Raw genomic sequence first — 16,136 nt, 5'->3', positions numbered from 1 at the left:
TGCCCCAACCGAAGGAATCACGATGAGCTTCTTACGAAATTGCTGGTACATCGCCGGATGGGCTGATGAGTTCGTGGAAGGCAGTATGATGGCGCGCACGTTTCTTAGCGAGCCGGTCGTCATATTTCGCGATAGCAAGGGAGCACTCCAGGGACTACAAGACCGCTGCCCTCACCGGTTCGTGCCGCTTCACCTTGGCCGCTTGCAGAACGACCAGATCCAATGCGCATATCACGGACTGAAGTTCGATTGCACTGGCGCCTGCGTGCACAATCCGCACGGCAATGGAACGATCCCTCGAGCGGCACGAGTGCGTAGCTATCCGATGCAGGAGCGGCACGGTTTCGCGTGGATATGGATGGGCGAGCCGCACCGTGCTGACCCGTCGCTGATCTGCGACTTTAGCCCTTTGGATCCGGAGTTCTTCTATGTCGGCAAGAGCTATCTCCACGTGATGGCCAACTATGCGCTTGAGACTGACAATATTCTCGACCTGAGCCATATCGAGTTCTTGCACGAAAGTTCGCTGGGCAGTAACGGTGTCGCGCAAGGTTCAACGGAGGTGGTGCAGGATGGGGAAACTGTGTATTCGAAACGCTCGACCAGCGATGAGCAACTCACGCCAGATCTCGAACGGCTGCGCGGCGTACCGGCTGGCCAGCGTGTCGACCGTTGGCTCGATGTCCGATGGAACGCGCCAGCGGTGATGCTGCTCGAAACCGGCTTGACCCCTGCGGGTCAACCGAGATCGGCGGGGCGCGCGGTGCACGTGGCTCACGTGTTTACCCCGGAAACGGACGCGACGACGCACTACTGGTTTGGCATTGCGTTTCCACGTGCGTTGGGTGAGGAAGGTGAACGGCTGGCAAAAGAAAATATTGACTGGCTCAGTCATCCATTCACGAAGGAAGACATGCCGATGCTCGAAGCGCAGCAAGCTACGATTGGTGACAAAGACTTCTGGTCGCTCAAACCGGTGTTGCTCCCGAGCGATGCCGCCGCCGTTAGAGTCCGGCGAACGCTGGACGAAATGATCAAACGAGAGCAGGCGGAGAGCGAGACCCCGGAGCAATAGCGCCGCAGGAGGAAATTCTGCCTTGACGATCAACGACGGCCAGCAACTGCCAACCGGTAGGTCGGAAAATTTCGCTGTCGGTTCGCAAAGGCGTGTGGTTCGGATAGGGGGGATTCTCGCTGAGTCGAGAGGGAAAACGTGCGGACGGTACTTTTCACGATTAAGTTCAAGCTCATTGCGGCATTCGGCACGTGCATGGCGTTGAGCCTTTTGACCGGGCTGGCGGCAGCGATCAGCAAAGTTGGCATGAGCCCGCAGCCGAACGCGGAGCATAGTTGGCTGATCATGGGGCCTATTTTCTTACCGTTGATCGGATTCTCGGTCAGCGCTTGTTTCGGCATCCATCTGGTTCGCTTGATATGTGGCGGCCTTGATCGGATGAGACGAAAGTGTGAGGAAATCGCAGAGACGCTGGATCTGTCAAAGCGATCTGCCTCCCCACGAATGGACGAGTTCGGCCGTTCCGCGGTGGCATTCGATCGGTTGATGCAGCGTATTGAATATGCGGTGCTCGAAGTTCGCGCTTCCTGCGATAACGTCACCACAGCGACGCGTGAAATCGCAGACGGGAACTCGGATCTTTCAGTGCGCACAGAGGAGCAAGCGGCATCGCTCGAAAAAACCGCGGCTAGCATGGCGGAGCTGGTTGATGCTGTCAAACGTAACGCCGACAACGCATCTGAAGCGCGGGAGCTAGCAGGGAGTGCGACGGACGTGACGCACACGGGGACCGGTCTCGTTGAGGCAATGATTGAGGCGATCGGTGAGATCAGTCGTAGCTCTACTCGCATCGCAGAAATTACTGGAATGATCGAAAGCATTGCATCCCAGACCAACATTCTCGCCCTGAATGCTGCGGTCGAAGCGGCGCGCGCAGGCGCGCAAGGTCGCGGTTTCGCCGTTGTCGCGAGCGAAGTACGCAGCCTCGCCCAGCGGTCAGCGTCTGCTACGAAGGAGATCAACGAGCTCATTGCGTCGTCGGTCGAAGCGATTCGTACGGGTTCGCAGCATGCGAGCCGAGCCCGCGTTGCAATGGCGCAGATTCGGAATGCCATTACAAGTGTCTCGGTAATTGTGGCCGAAATCGCGCAAGCGTCGGACGAGCAGTCACGTGGCGTGGAGCAGATCGGACAGGCAGTCAACCAGATTGACGACGTCACACAGCATAACGCTGCACTGGTCGAGCAGGCAGCGGCTGCGACTCAGTCATTGGACGAGCAAGCGGGCCGGCTGAGGGCCGCGATGGCTTCGTTCAGGCTGTCCGTTGCAACTCAAAGCACAGTGACATGACCGCTAAGGTTGCGTATGGATTCGCGCAATTGAAAAAAAGCCTTCCGTTGTGATCAATCGAGGTGTTCTTCAATGTCATGAAAATGCGTTAGCGGCTGGAGCGTAGTATCTAAGTTTCTTGTCCTGTGAGATGTGGAAGTGTGACCTTTGCGTATCTGTTCGAAAATTATGTTCGAATTCTCGCGTGGCGGATACGTTCTCATGGCGTTTCTGTCCCTTGTCGAGAAGTCCGCAGGGTGTTCGGGTAGAGAACGATGTCCGGATCGTTTTCGAATCTTGGCAATCCCTTGGCCCGAGCTAGTGTTGCCTTTGGCGGCGGTGGTCGAGTAAGGGGGCGTGTCGTGTCGCTGACCACTTGATTGAACTGGGGTGAGGTGTCATTTGTCATGGCGGGCTTCAAGCTATTCGCGGCAGACATCGCGCAACGATTTTGGGATGGGCGGGGGCGCACAGCTTGACAACCATGGTCAGGGAGCCTTCATCACCGCGTAGATTTCGGCGTTGAGTTTGACCACCTCGATGCGCCCAAAGGTGAATACTGGGGGCAACAGTAACCGAGAGATCCGACGAACTTTTCCAGCGCCACAGCCGTCCGGGTGTCGATTCCGGGCAGTGCTGGTGGGAGGAATGCGCTCATGAAGGTTGTGCCGGTATAGGTGGACGCCGTGATCTCGATTGGTAAGCGTGCTCCCATCGCCCACAGCAACGCCTGTAAGCCGTGCGAGCAAGTCGGATCCGCTGCATTTCGAGGTGGTGGCGCGGTCGGCGAAGGGCTGGAGCATGACAGTGGATCAGTGAGGGCGCACGCAACATGCAAAGAGCACCGCAATCCGTCACGCGGCCAGGTGCAAGTGTACGCACTAGCCGTCCATGCTCAATTTATGCGTTCAGGGTCGCTGATGTTGAAATGTGCCGGAGACTTCATTCCCACGCTGAGGTGGACGGGTTCAACGCATGTAAGAGGGGCGTGTCGGCGGCCGTAGCGGACACACCTGTGCTGCAGCCGATACTCGCGGAGCAGCGCGGGCAGCAAGTTGGGATCGTCGATGATCGTGGCGCGGCGTTCGATGACGGAAGTTTTGAAACCGACGAGTTGTACGGCTCGTCGCTCACTACGTGACATTTGGAGAAAACATGTCAGGCAACCGTGGAGTCGTTTATGTAGGGCCCGGAAAGGTGGAGGTCCGTACCATCGCTTTTCCGGAGTTGGTTGAGCCTTCAGGCAAGAAAGCGAATCATGGGGTCATCCTCAGAGTGGTCGCCACGAACATATGTGGCTCTGATCAACATATGGTTCGAGGCCGAACCACCGCTTCCGCTGGCCTCGTTCTTGGTCACGAAATTACCGGGGAAGTCATTGAAGTTGGTTCTGACGTTCTAACACTCAAGGAGGGCGATCTGGTCTCTGTGCCCTTTAACGTCGCATGTGGTCGTTGCCCGATGTGCAAGGCTCAAAACACCGGCGTCTGTGTCACCGTGAATCCGGCCCGTGCGGGTGGCGCTTACGGCTATGTTGATATGGGTGGCTGGATTGGAGGTCAGGCCGAATATGTGATGATCCCGTATGCCGACTTCAATCTTCTTAAGTTCCCGGATCGCGATCGCGCCATGGCCAAAATCCGCGACCTCACCTGCCTGTCGGACATTCTTCCGACCGGCTATCACGGCGCTGTGACTGCTGGTGTTGGCCCGGGGTCGTCCGTTTACGTCGCTGGCGCTGGCCCTGTGGGCCTGGCTGCAGCTGCATCAGCAAGACTTCTGGGTGCCGCCGTGACTATCGTTGGCGACGTAAATCCGAAAAGGCTTGAGCACGCCCGACGCGTGGGATTCGAGACGGTTGACCTCTCGGGTGATGTATCGCTAGCCGACCAGATCGCCAATCTGATTGGTGAACCGGAAGTTGATTGCGCCATCGACTGCGTTGGATTTGAAGCTCGAGGTCACGGCCACGCGGGTTCGCAAGTCGAGGCACCGGCTACCGTGCTCAACTCGCTCATGGAAGTCACGCGGGCCGCTGGGAAAATCGGTATCCCTGGCCTGTACGTCACTGATGACCCAGGTGCGGTCGAAGCGGCCGCGCAGCACGGGAGCCTCTCCGTACGCCTCGGCCTCGGGTGGGCAAAGTCACATTCTTTCTTCACTGGCCAGACACCGGTCATGAAGTACAACAGGAGCCTGATGCAGGCAATCCTTTGGGACCGTCTGAACATCGCCGAAGTCGTCAACGTGACGGTTATCGAGCTCGATCAGGCCCCCGGCGGGTATGCGGAGTTCGATTCGGGCGTGCCCAAGAAGTTTGTGATTGATCCGCACGGCAGTCTGAAAGCAGCGGCCTGACACTAGCCGTCGGAAGTCGGCTACCGAAGGAGCCGCAGCCTGATTATGGGTACGCGGTTGTCTTTGTTGGAGACGAGGGTCGGAATCAATAGAGAGAGTGATCTTCCTCTTCCAATCGGCCAACCGATGAATGCTCGAGTACAAGAAACATCCACAAGCGAAAATTATGAGGAAATGGACTTATAGCATTCGATTCCAAGTCGTAGCGGTTCTCGGATTGTGCGGTGCACTGATGGCGACTATTGGAATATTCGGCGTTTTCGGGCTTTACAAGCTGAACAAAAACGCCGAACAATCGTACTCGATCAACCTTGTTCCCCTTGAGACCCTATCGGAACTACGCTCGTCTCAGTACCATCTGAGGCTGCAACTCGCTCGCGCTCTTATTTTCCGCGATGTTGGTGAGCGAAAGGCTGCTTTTGATGAATTACAGGTCGATCTGAAGCACATCGACAAAGCTTGGAGCGATTATCACGGCGAAGGCGCTAGTGAAGACAAAGGGCATGAAACGATGACGAGAATCGCAGGCATTCTCGATCGATTCAAGCTGGCTGCCAGCGACGTTCTCTCGTTGGTCAAAGCAGATGACGCAGGTACGATAGAGGCTGTCAAGAAGCTTATCCCAATCGGTAACGAGCTTGGCGCTGCTCTGGACGAAGAGTCAGCCATGCATACTGCGCAGGCGAAGCAGTTTATGAGCAATAGCGAGAATACTTATCAGCAGGTCCGGTTGGTCGCCACGGCTCTTGCACTACTCGGCATCGCGATCTCAACTAGCATGTCTGTCTACTTGTCGCGTGCGATTTCGCGGCCTCTAGACAAGGCATTAACGATCGCGAATCGCATTGCAGATGGCAATTTGGAAAACAACATTCCGTCGGATTCGCAGGACGAGTTTGGTCGACTGATGGAGGCACTTGGCCGAATGGACCGGCAATTGACCGGAATCGTCCGCGGTATCAAGAGCAGTGCAGAATCTGTCATGGGAGCCTCCCGAGAGATTGCGATGGGCAACGCCGATCTCTCTGCACGGACCGAACAGCAAGCCGCGTCGCTTCAAGAGACGGCATCGAGTATGGCCGAGCTCACTGAAACGGTGAAGCAGAACGCTGACAATGCTCGCCTGGCAAATACTTTAGCCGCCCGCGCGAGCGAAGTCGCTGACGCAGGTAATCAAGCTGTGCAGAGTATGGTGGGCACGATTGAACGAATCAGTGGTAGTTCCAGTAAGATTTCAGAGATTACTGGTGTTATCGAAGGTATTGCATTTCAAACTAACATTCTCGCTCTCAACGCAGCGGTGGAGGCCGCGCGTGCCGGTGAGCAAGGGAGAGGCTTCGCCGTTGTCGCAAGTGAGGTACGTAGTCTGGCGCAACGCTCGGCTTCAGCTGCTAGGGAAATCAAGGAACTCATCCGCTCATCGGTCGAGGCGATTCGCCACGGGGCGGCGGAAGCGGTGGGCGTCAGCGCGACAATGAACGACGTCAAGTTGGGAATCAAGGAGGCCTCGGACATCGTTGGGGAAATCGCGACGGCTTCCGCGGAGCAGAGCCGAGGCATCGAGCAAGTCAATCAGGCAATAAGTCAGATGGACGACGTAACGCAGCAAAACGCCGCTCTGGTCGAACAGGCGGCGGCTGCCGCGCACGCGCTGGAAGAGCAGGCCACACACTTGCAGCGAGCAGTAGCAGCATTCAGGGATTCGTCACCGTACTCTCCTGCTCACGGGGTCCTGGCGTCGCGCAACGACGGGTTCTCCTTCGCTCACTCAACTGCCGCCGCGTGTGGCGCGCCGAGGGGCGACGCACGACGGGGAGACGGCACTTGGGAGCCGTTTTGAAGTACGCGTGGTCTCCGAATGATTCACGGCCTTTGGGGGCCTCGAAACGGACGACGTCGAACACCACGGTGTGAGCTGAAATGAAGCGCTGGACTAGTATTCAGACGGGAGATTTATGAGCGAGTTCGTATGTGCCGAGGCGGCTACTACTACCAAGCAACATGCGCGGAATCGTCGAGTCAAGCCGTTCCATAGGGCGCTCGAGTCGCTGGATCTCGTCGAGGAGGAATTGGATCAGCTACTGCGGAGGGGGAGGCGGGGGCCGAGTCGCCTACACAAGACTGTGTTTCTCGTGGATAGGGACGGGTGGGTCGGCTACGAGAACCGCGAGACTCCCTCTGACGAGGCGAGACTGACGCGAACGGTCGCGAAGGACATCAATCCACACCTCGGTGACAAAGAATGCTTGCCGGGGTGCGCAGAGCCGCGCGAAAACGAAGCAGTGCCAATAGACCGGCTGCATGAATCGTATGAGATGCTGCGTCAGCTGACGATGCGGCGGGAGAATGCTCGGGAAGACGAACGCAAGCGGATTGCGCGCGAGATGCACGACGAACTCGGTCAGCAACTCACCGCGCTTAGGATGGAAATTTCTACGCTGCAAATTTTGTTCGGACGGGACAATCCAACGCTGATGGAGCATATCCATAAAATGCTCTCGATCGCTGACCGGACCCTGCATGTGGTACGTGACGTGATGACGTCTCTGCGGCCCATGGTGATCGACGTGGGTATCGTCGCGTCGCTCGAATGGCTAACCGCCCGGTGCTCACGCGATGCTGGGATCGTATGTCAGCTGCATGCACCGCAGGACGGTATCGAGTTAAATGAAACGCAGGCCGTTGCGCTGTTCCGCATTGTCCAGGAGGCGCTGACAAATGTCGTGCGTCACGCGAACGCTCGGAAGGTATTCGTTGAATTGCTTCAAGTTGACGACTACTTCACGTTAAAAGTGCGTGATGACGGAAGGGGTTTTGATCCTATTGAAGTCCGCAGTAATTCGTTCGGTCTCGCAGGAATGAGGGAGCGTGTGATGATGCTAAGCGGTGAGATAACGGTTGAAAGCGCACGCGGCAGTGGCACCGTCATCAAGATACGCGTGCCGGTTAAGCAGTCCGCACGTGAAGCGTTCACACGTGCAGCATAGTAGGCGCGAAGGCGAAATCTTCAGGTGAACATGATGGTGTGCGGCTAGCATGTGAAGCGCGACCCGTGACCCATTCAAGGTTTTCTCCTAATGGGCGTTTTGGCTTCAGTACCGCCGGCATCCCTGCTTTGGCGCTGTTACGGTATCGAAGGGCCACTGCACCGCTTCTACGAGCTTCGGCGTTGACCGGTCTATTAGTGTCGGCTTGCAAGCGAGTTGTAACGCTTTCGAAGGTGAACGAAAATAATAAATCGAGAACCACATGATACTCAACGGAAGGTGTCAGCACATAATGCGACCAGCTATTCTTATAGCCACTCGGAAAAGCAATTATGAACCCGAAAGCGACAGTCACCGCTCCTTCGTTCGTAATCCAGAATATTAATGGTGTGTGTGTTATTCTGTCGTCCCAACGTTCGTCATCAAACGGTCTCGAATTGCACGTTTTCGAGCAATCCGGAGGCTGGCACTGGGGTATCACGGTCCCTCGCGCTAAGAGACGGATTCAAAAAGACATCTCTATTCGCTTGAAGATGTTCCAGCAGACCAGAGAGCAGCCTAGGCTGAGGAACGCGCCATGAATGTCGGCGCGCCGATCGAAGCGGATACGGAGACGACGGAAGTTGTGAAGCCACGCATGTGTACGTTTAACAATCCAGCGGAATTTGCCCAAACCACTGCCGTGTTCTGTGCGGCGCCTGGCGATGACCGGCTTGATGCCGCGCTCGCGCAGCCGCTGACGATGCGGCTTGGAGTCGTAGCCACGGTCCGCATAGATGACTTGCGGCTTTTGAAGCGGCCGACCGCGTACGCCGCGAATGGATGGAATAGCGTCAATGAGCGGCAGCAGTTGGGTGACGTCATTACGGTTCGCAACGGTCAAGATTGCGCTGACGGGAACGCCATTGGCATCTGCGAGAACGTTGTGCTTGGAACCGGGTCGCGCGCGATCCGTGGGGTTCGGACCAGTTTTTCGCCCGCCCCAACGGCTCGTACCGAGGATGAATCGACGGCAGCTCAAGAGAAATCGAGCTCGCCGGCTTCGCGTAACCTGGCCAGCAGTAGTTCGTGCAATTGCTTCCACACGCCGGCCTTCTGCCAGTCGCGTAAGCGCCGCCAACAGGTCGACCCCGAGCCAGATCCCAATTTGGTCGACAGGTCGCGCCAGCGGATTCCGGTCTTGAGTACGAACAGGATGCCGTCCAGGGCGGCCCGGTTCGAAACCGGGAACCGACCTGGATATTTCTTGCGCCGAGGTTTTGGCGTCGGCAGCAATGGTTCGATCAGTGTCCACAATTCATCGTCAACGATCGGCGCGCTCATCCTTGGTTCCGGTTGTTCAGACAACCAAGGTTAGCAGCTTGCCGAAATGGTTAACAGCCCCCAATGGGGTCTTTTTGAATCCGTCTCTAAGGCATTTGGATTCAAACAGATCGGCTTTAGAAAAAGGACCTCCGCGGTGGAGGAAGCCGCCCGGAATGACGGTAGTGAGGCGCTTGCGAATCTTAGAGAAGAAGGCGCTTACAGTTGAGCGGACGTATTTTATCACTGGGCACACTCCTATCGGGTCGGTTTTAAGGCAATCGCGGCTATACCTTATCGTCATGGCGCTGCGGCGAATCGCCGTCACATGATTCACGCCAAGTTTTTGCAGCCGATTCGAATTCCCAGTGCGGTTGGACTCTTCGGCGATCCAAGGCCAGCAAGCGGGCATCGTACAATCGTATCGTTACGAGCGTGTTCGCTCGAGGAGCGAGTCATTCACACAATATCTTTTGTTAGCTAGCGCCTATTTCGCGAAACTCGCTGCTTGACGGCCCATTGCGTACTGTCCAGATTCTCCGCGAGCGAGATGCGCGACGAAGGGATGCTACCGTATCTCGCCATCTATGTGGCTAACAGTTGTCGAAACTCTCCGTCGAGCGCTGGAATTGCGGTAAGCTCTCTAAGATCGATACCTATATTCGTGCTCTGGAGGCGTTATATATGTGGCAGCCCGACCCCACGTCGCTCCGGATGTTCATAGCGATATGCGAAGAAGGGAGCATATCAAGGGCAAGCGAACGGGAAGGGCTTGCAGCAGCTGCTGTGAGTAGACGCATCGCCGAAATGGAACATGCGCTGGGCACGCCTCTCCTCAGTCGGCGCCCCCGAGGGGTGATTCCAACCCCTGCGGGGGAAATGCTTTTGCGTCACGCTCGGCATTTAATGAGATACGTCGCAATGATGCAAGAGGATCTCAGCGAGTTTTCGACTGGAGTCCGTGGCGTTGTGCGTGTGATGGCAAACATTTCCTCCATCGTGGAATTTGTTCCAGATCTGATCGCGTCGTTTTTGAAGTCAAATGAAAAGATTAGTGTCGTTCTTGATGAGCGCGTGAGCAGCGATGTTGTGCGTGGAATTTCTGATGGGATCGCCGACATCGGGATTTGTCGCGACTTCGTCGGCGGCACAGAAGTTCAGATGACACCGTTCCGGGCCGATCATTTCGGTGTCGTAGTTCATGGAGATCATCCGCTAGCAACTCGTACAGAAGTGGCGTTTGTGGATACCCTTGATTGTCAACAAATTGGCTTTTCGGCGAATGCCGCTCTAAATTCGCTAATGAGACGCGTGGCGGAGAAACACGGTCGTCAGATTCGCTACCGGGCTAACGTTTCAACCTTCGATGCCGCCTGCCGTCTTGTGCAATCGAACCTAGGCATCGCAATCTTGCCCATCGAAGCAATTTCCACTTATCGGATAGCGTATGGACTTTGTGCTATACCGCTGTTGGACGATTGGGCGGCCCGTCAATTTGTAATCTGCGTACAGCACGTTGACAGGCTTTCGTTGGCAGCACGGCGATTTTTCGATCACGTAGTAGGTAGTATGAACCGCTCTGACCTCGGCTGAGAGTGGAAAGTCCCTAACGGGTTCCGTTCGACGCGGGCTCTCCTCGGCGTAGAACCTAAAGAATGCCGCCGTGTTTTAAACTCGGGGACTAGGCACACATCAATTCACATTCAATATCTCCGGATGAAGCCCCGATGGGCGGGCAAATTCCCCCACCTGTGGGCACCTCAAACTCCTCCACCTAGGGGTATTCGTCCTTTTCGTGCTAAATCTGGCGGTTTGTTTTTGTTTTTCTTTTAAAAACATGAACTTGCAAATCATCGATTCTGCGAAAGCGCGTCCTTTTGATGCAAAATCGGGCGCTTTCATCCGCTCGCGCGTCTGGGCCGGCGCGCGCATGATTGAGGGCGGCCAACAAAACCGCACCACGCGCCTGCCAGTCATGCAGTCTGCGTGCATGCAGAACGGCTTCACGATCCACCCATGCGCCGCCTTGGCGCCGCATCCAGAAGCATCTCTCGATAGCGATCGATTGGAAAGCTCAGCGTTCCACGGAAATTCACATGCGTAAAGTGCGCTGGCCCCATCCGCCGTAACCAGTCGTCGTCCACCCCTTGGCCCTTGCTTCGCCAACGATCAAGGGTTGCCTGGATGCGCTGTGTATTCCACGCAATGACCAGGTTCGTCAGCAGCGTCAAGGAGCCAGAAATCGCGATCATTTCGTCGCGGCGCCGTCCGCGCTCCGGCGCGATCTTGCCCGTATAGATTGCGCGCTGTAACTGATGGACCGATTCACCGCGGTTCAGTAGCGTATGCATTTCTCGCCGGAACTCAATGTTGCTGAAGTAGTCGCACAGGAAAAGCGTGCGCAGTAACCTACCCAGGTGGTCTGCTGCCCGGTACACCGGGTCGCCCTGCGCCGCGCTGCCGAACCGTTGCAACGCGACCATTGCGCTCACGCGTCCCGCATGAATTGATGCAACGAGGCGCAGCAGTTCCTTCCAGCCGTCACGAATCGCCTTGATGGAGATCTCGTAGGCGACGACCGCTACCAGCCCTTCAGGCGCAGCCACGGCTCTAGGCAGATGCAGTTTGCGTTCCGAGAGGTTGCGCAGACGCGGGCAGAGATCAAAACCGAGCAGCTTCGAAACCGCCATCCCTACGTTCGTGTATCCATGCGTGTCTACTGAAAGACGCAGCAGTCCACCGTCGTCACGGTTCTCGTTGTGACGGATCACGCCCTCGATCGCCACGCCAGCCTGGCGTTCGTTCAGCACGATGGGCTGGTTATAGACAATGCCGTGCTGATCCAGCACGTGCGTGTACATGCCCACCGCGTGGGTGCGACGTCGCGGATCGACCCGCGCATAAAACAGGTGCGGTGACGTATCCAGACTCATGGAGTCGCTCGATGCCTGCCGTCCGGTACCCCAGAGTGCCGTAATCGGATGCGTGCGCTGGAATTCAACCACGCGGTCATTTGCACGCGGCAGCCGACCGGGCATTTCAAGGAAGCGCATTGTCGTTGAAATGTGCGCCGGGTCGAGTTGCGGGATCATGGCGGCGACGCTCCTCGCGTCCAGTTCCGTGCCGTGGGCGATCAACGCGGCGTACAGCGCGACGAGTTCGTTCGTATCGCGCGCCTTGCGTGACCGGAGCACTTCACTGAAACCAGTGTGAGCGTCCATCTCCATAATCATGTCGGCGAACTGTGCGTTGCCGATCTCCCTGAATATCAGATCTCGCGTGCGTTTCGGTATGCCATCGGTCGGCAACGCTTCGATCGCCGACAGGTGAACCGCGCCGTCGGTGCCGATCGTCACGCGGCCTGCCTCGCGTGCTTCCTCGAGCGCGGCCAGGCCTGCCTTGAGATGTTCCGTCAACCTTTCGAGGAATGGCTCCGCGGTTGCAGGCAATCCGAGCGACGACAGGTAGCGGTCGCGTTCGCTTTCCCATTGAGCGGGTGGAATCAGCAACTCGTCGCGCTCACGGAACGACAGGCTGTGGTTGATCCACACTGAGCCACGGCGAAGCCCCTTGCGCAGACCGGTGATTGCCGAGGCTTCCAGTGCTCGCAACGCGCGCGCCCGATCATCACCCTGGACGAGATCGCGCCAGGCGGCGCTGACCGGCACATCGCAGTCTGAGGGCAATTCGGTCGCGCCACTGTCATGCAATGTGCCGACAAGTTCGAACTGTCGCAGACTGGGTTCCGCGTCGCGTCCCACGAAGCCTAGCTCACGTAACGGCCCAAGCAGATTGCGGATACGGTGATGATCGTCAGTGAGCGTTTCACGTACGCTGGCTGCGTGACTTGCCGGTGGCCTGTCTGCGAGGTCCTCAAGCAGCTTGCCAATATCATCGAGGCGTTCTTGCGCCGTCCGCTCGTTATCCTGAACGAGCGCCTTGATGGCGACCAGTTGCTGCCGGTATTCGATAGCAGAGCGTGCCTGTCGGACCGTCGTGCGGTCGTAAGCCTGCCGTACGAGGTCGGAGACCCGGCGCCCTGTTTGGTAGAGTAGCGCGTCAGTCAGCTCGAGCAGCGTGACGCGCAGGAAGAAGATCAGCTCGATGGTGCGGGTCGACGCCTTGAGTTCGCGGACCTTCGCAGGACGGCGAGCCTGGATGCGCTGCGCGTATGCACGCTGCTTTTCGATTGGCACGGCGTCGAGTGCCCATGTATGCGCGCCGAGTTCTTTGAGGAACCGAACCTTCGCAAGGGTTTCGGTGAGCGTCGTGGGGCTGTGTCGCGCCGGCGGCGTCTTCAGCCATTCGAGAACTCTCATGCCGGAGGTTCCGTGCTGGGCAGAGAGGACAGCATCGGCGTGCACCAAGTGCGCATCCGTGACGGTTGCCTCAATAAGTGCGAGCAGACCACGTTCTACGTCCGACCAGATCGAACGGCCGAGATCCCGCAGCTTCCGTTCGGCGGGTATGAGGATGCGCCGCTCATAAAGCCAGCGATGGGCGTGCTGGAGCAGTTCGTCGAGCGTGAGCGATTCGGTGGCGTCCTGTCGCATCGACGCTTCCAGTTCCGCCCAGTGGTTCGGTCCGATCGACGTCAAGCCGAGATATTCGCAGGTCCAGACCTGATGCTCGTACAGTGTCTTATAGCGCTGATAAAGCGTACGAAGGGAGGCGATCGTCGGGGCGGGCAGGCAAAGCCGCTCGCCGACATAGCGCAACAACTGACGTGGCAGTGTGCCGACATGATCGAGAGTGTGGCCACTGGCCCGCATAAAGACCAACTGGATCGCAACGCCGGCACGACGGTCGCGCCGGAAACGCTCGTTGACTGCGGCAACGTCACTGTCAGTCAACGCGAAGTAGCGCTCCACGTCGAATTCCGATAATCGGGCGGGCAAGCGCTCGTGTCCCACATAGCGAAATTCCAGACCTGGCATCTCCGCCTCCTGACAAGATCGCGCGATCCGTAATCGCGGGCAGGTATGTTATCGCAGATACTTTTGGGACCTCCTGACAAGAGCCAAAGCCGACGGCAGCCTTATAAATAAAGGCTCCGCGGAGAAACCGCCAGATTTAGCACGAAAAGGACGAATACCCCGTGGCCCGTGCGCAGGGCAAGATGCTCGATCGTGGTTGGCTGTTTCCCGGGCTTGATCCGCTCGATCAGCTAAGCACACGACAGTTGAACCGTGCCATTCATGCCGCCGCCGACGCCGCGAACATCGACAAGCGCGTATCCATGCATACCTTGCGTCACAGTTTTGCGACCCACCTGCTCGAACAGAAGGTGGACATCCGCGTGATCCAGGTGCTGCTCGGCCATGCCAAGCTCGAGAATACCGCGCTCTACGTCCAGGTGGCCACCGACCTGCTGCACGAGGTCACCAGTCCGCTGGACCGTCTGCCCTCCGAGTAGGCCTGCGCGCTGTAGCGCCTCATGCTGGAAGTTGCGGATATCTTCCGCAGCCACGGGCTAGCGTGGCGAGCCACGACACACCTGAGCCTGGGGCAGCTGAAGGTCATGTCGGCCATCGAACGGTGCCGCACGGCGGCACTGGGCGGACATGTGCTGCGCTGTTCAGGCTGCGCAAGGCCAGAGGTGTCCTTCAACTCCTGCAGGGACCGGCATTGCCCAAAGTGCCAGGCAAGCGCCGCACACCGCTGGCTGGAGGCACGCCAGATCGATCTGCTGCCCGTCGAATACTTCCACGTCGTCTTCACGCTTCCCGCGTCCATCAGTGCAATCGCCTGGTACAACAAACGGATCATCTACGGCCTGCTGCTCGACATCGCCGCTGACACGCTGCGCACCATCGCCGGGGATCCCAGGCATCTCGGCGCCCAGATTGGCGCCACGCTCGTACTGCACACCTGGGGCTCGGCGCTCACGCATCACCCGCATGTGCACGGCATCGTGCCCGGTGGCGGCCTGTCACCTGACGGTGAGCGCTGGATCGCCTGCCGGCCCGGCTTCTTCCTGCCCGTGCGCGTCCTCTCACACTTATTCCGGCGCCGCTTCCTCGAAGCACTCGCAGACGCACACCGCCGCGGCCAGCTGCAGTTCTTCGGCGAGTACACCGGGCTCGCTGATCCCGCTACCTTTGCCCGGTGGCTTGCGCCGCTACGTACCTGCGAATGGGTGGTCTACGCCAAACGCCCGTTCGCCGGACCGGAAGCGGTGCTCGAGTACCTCTCACGCTACACGCACCGCGTCGCCATCTCCAACCAGCGGCTCGTCGCCTTCGATGAGCGCGGCGTGACGTTCCGCTGGAAGGACTACCGTGCAAAGGGACGCACCCGTTACAAGACCATGACCCTCGAAACCGGCGAATTCATGCGCCGCTTCCTGCTCCATGTGCTGCCCAGTGGCTTCCATCGCATCCGTCACTACGGATTGCTCGCCAACCCGGTGCGCCGCGCCAGACTCGCGCGGGTGCGCGATCTGCTGCACATCGCACCCGCGACCAGCCCATCACCGGACCACGCCATCATCGAAACCCGGCCCGTCTTCATCTGCCGGCACTGCGGCGCACCGATGATCGTCATCGACATCCTCGCGCGCAGCGCCCCGATCCGCGCACCGCCCATGCGCCTGGATCAGCCATGAACCTCACGGCTCCTCGAACTGCCTGTCCAACGTTGGCTTTGCGGCGACGCGGCCCACGGGCGGACGTTTGCGCGTGTCCCTTCGCGAAGCGCTCCGCCCGCCAGCTTCCTCATCGTGAATGCGCGACTGCACCGCTTCGCGATGGCGTTAGCGACTGTCCCGCACCCCGACTGACCGTGCCAATTCCGACATCACCAATTATCCCGGCCTATCAATCGCCATAGGCGCGAAGCCTCTAACCGCATTGGAGCATCCCGCGGTTTCCTCCATCGGGTTTATTCGACGCCTGCCGACACACGCGGAGGCATGTACATTCCTGCGGCCGATGGCGGGCATCGAATAAACCTTAACGCACGCTGCCTGACGCGCTTTGGCCCATCCCGACCCGTTGCAGACGTTCATCCTGGGCCTGCGGATGTCGGCTTTGCAGCGGGCGTAGCCCTACGCTTTGTTGAAGTCGAGGCCGAGAAGCAGTCGTTCAACGTCTGCGGTAAGCGAAGGCCAACGGCAGTCCGTTCTTGACAAACCAGTTAGACGG

Annotated in this window: 9 protein-coding genes and 3 pseudogenes; 9 read left to right on the top strand and 3 right to left on the bottom strand. The window is 58.2% G+C overall.

The window, feature by feature from the left end:
• Window positions 1–22 precede the first annotated feature (22 nt).
• From ACFSNN_RS38220 to ACFSNN_RS38200, 5 genes are all read left to right on the top strand, one after another.
• Window positions 23–1,075, top strand: coding sequence for an aromatic ring-hydroxylating dioxygenase subunit alpha (locus tag ACFSNN_RS38220; RefSeq protein WP_134466364.1), 1,053 nt, complete (start codon window positions 23–25; stop codon window positions 1,073–1,075).
• A gap of 138 nt (window positions 1,076–1,213) precedes the next feature.
• Entirely contained in the window at window positions 1,214–2,365 is a 1,152-nt protein-coding gene (locus tag ACFSNN_RS38215) for a methyl-accepting chemotaxis protein (RefSeq protein WP_244323259.1), read from the top strand.
• Window positions 2,366–3,499: 1,134 nt separating this feature from the next.
• Window positions 3,500–4,702, top strand: coding sequence for a formaldehyde dehydrogenase, glutathione-independent (gene fdhA / locus ACFSNN_RS38210; protein WP_134466365.1), 1,203 nt, complete (start codon window positions 3,500–3,502; stop codon window positions 4,700–4,702).
• A gap of 130 nt (window positions 4,703–4,832) precedes the next feature.
• Window positions 4,833–6,542: a methyl-accepting chemotaxis protein gene (locus tag ACFSNN_RS38205; protein WP_279631214.1), complete on the top strand. Its 1,710-nt coding sequence runs from the start codon at window positions 4,833–4,835 to the stop codon at window positions 6,540–6,542.
• Window positions 6,543–6,657: 115 nt separating this feature from the next.
• Window positions 6,658–7,689: a sensor histidine kinase gene (locus ACFSNN_RS38200; RefSeq protein WP_134466366.1), complete on the top strand. Its 1,032-nt coding sequence runs from the start codon at window positions 6,658–6,660 to the stop codon at window positions 7,687–7,689.
• Window positions 7,690–8,194: 505 nt separating this feature from the next.
• On the opposite strand, the pseudogene ACFSNN_RS38195 reads toward ACFSNN_RS38200, so the two are convergent.
• A pseudogene (locus ACFSNN_RS38195) lies at window positions 8,195–9,012 on the bottom strand (IS5 family transposase).
• Between the two features lie 663 nt (window positions 9,013–9,675).
• Here ACFSNN_RS38195 and ACFSNN_RS38190 point away from each other — a divergent pair.
• A pseudogene (locus ACFSNN_RS38190) lies at window positions 9,676–9,858 on the top strand (helix-turn-helix domain-containing protein); the annotation flags it as partial.
• Window positions 9,859–9,912: 54 nt separating this feature from the next.
• Window positions 9,913–10,584 carry a LysR substrate-binding domain-containing protein gene (locus tag ACFSNN_RS38185; protein ID WP_244323281.1) on the top strand — a complete coding sequence of 224 codons (672 nt, stop codon included), beginning with the start codon at window positions 9,913–9,915 and terminating at the stop codon, window positions 10,582–10,584.
• 205 nt (window positions 10,585–10,789) lie between these two features.
• On the opposite strand, the gene ACFSNN_RS38180 is transcribed toward ACFSNN_RS38185, so the two are convergent.
• Both ACFSNN_RS38180 and ACFSNN_RS38175 read right to left on the bottom strand, forming a co-directional pair.
• On the bottom strand, window positions 10,790–11,005 hold the full coding sequence (locus ACFSNN_RS38180) for a hypothetical protein (protein WP_377689774.1): 216 nt from the start codon (window positions 11,003–11,005) through the stop codon (window positions 10,790–10,792).
• Window positions 10,995–13,928, bottom strand: coding sequence for a Tn3 family transposase (locus ACFSNN_RS38175; protein ID WP_134466367.1), 2,934 nt, complete (start codon window positions 13,926–13,928; stop codon window positions 10,995–10,997). Before ACFSNN_RS38175 ends, ACFSNN_RS38180 begins: the two co-directional genes overlap by 11 nt.
• A 161-nt stretch (window positions 13,929–14,089) precedes the next feature.
• Between ACFSNN_RS38175 and ACFSNN_RS38170 the strand changes: the two are divergent.
• Together ACFSNN_RS38170 and ACFSNN_RS38165 are read left to right on the top strand one after the other, a co-directional pair.
• Window positions 14,090–14,407, top strand: a pseudogene (locus tag ACFSNN_RS38170) (tyrosine-type recombinase/integrase); the annotation flags it as partial.
• A 21-nt stretch (window positions 14,408–14,428) separates the two neighbouring features.
• Window positions 14,429–15,598 carry an IS91 family transposase gene (locus ACFSNN_RS38165; RefSeq protein WP_134466368.1) on the top strand — a complete coding sequence of 390 codons (1,170 nt, stop codon included), beginning with the start codon at window positions 14,429–14,431 and terminating at the stop codon, window positions 15,596–15,598.
• The last annotated feature ends 538 nt before the right edge of the window (window positions 15,599–16,136 follow it).

Origin of the sequence: Paraburkholderia dipogonis (genome assembly GCF_042680985.1) — a bacterium.
Taxonomy (GTDB): domain Bacteria; phylum Pseudomonadota; class Gammaproteobacteria; order Burkholderiales; family Burkholderiaceae; genus Paraburkholderia; species Paraburkholderia phytofirmans.
Note: the sequence above shows the minus strand (reverse complement) of the source record. Positions and strands in the feature narration are given on the sequence as shown.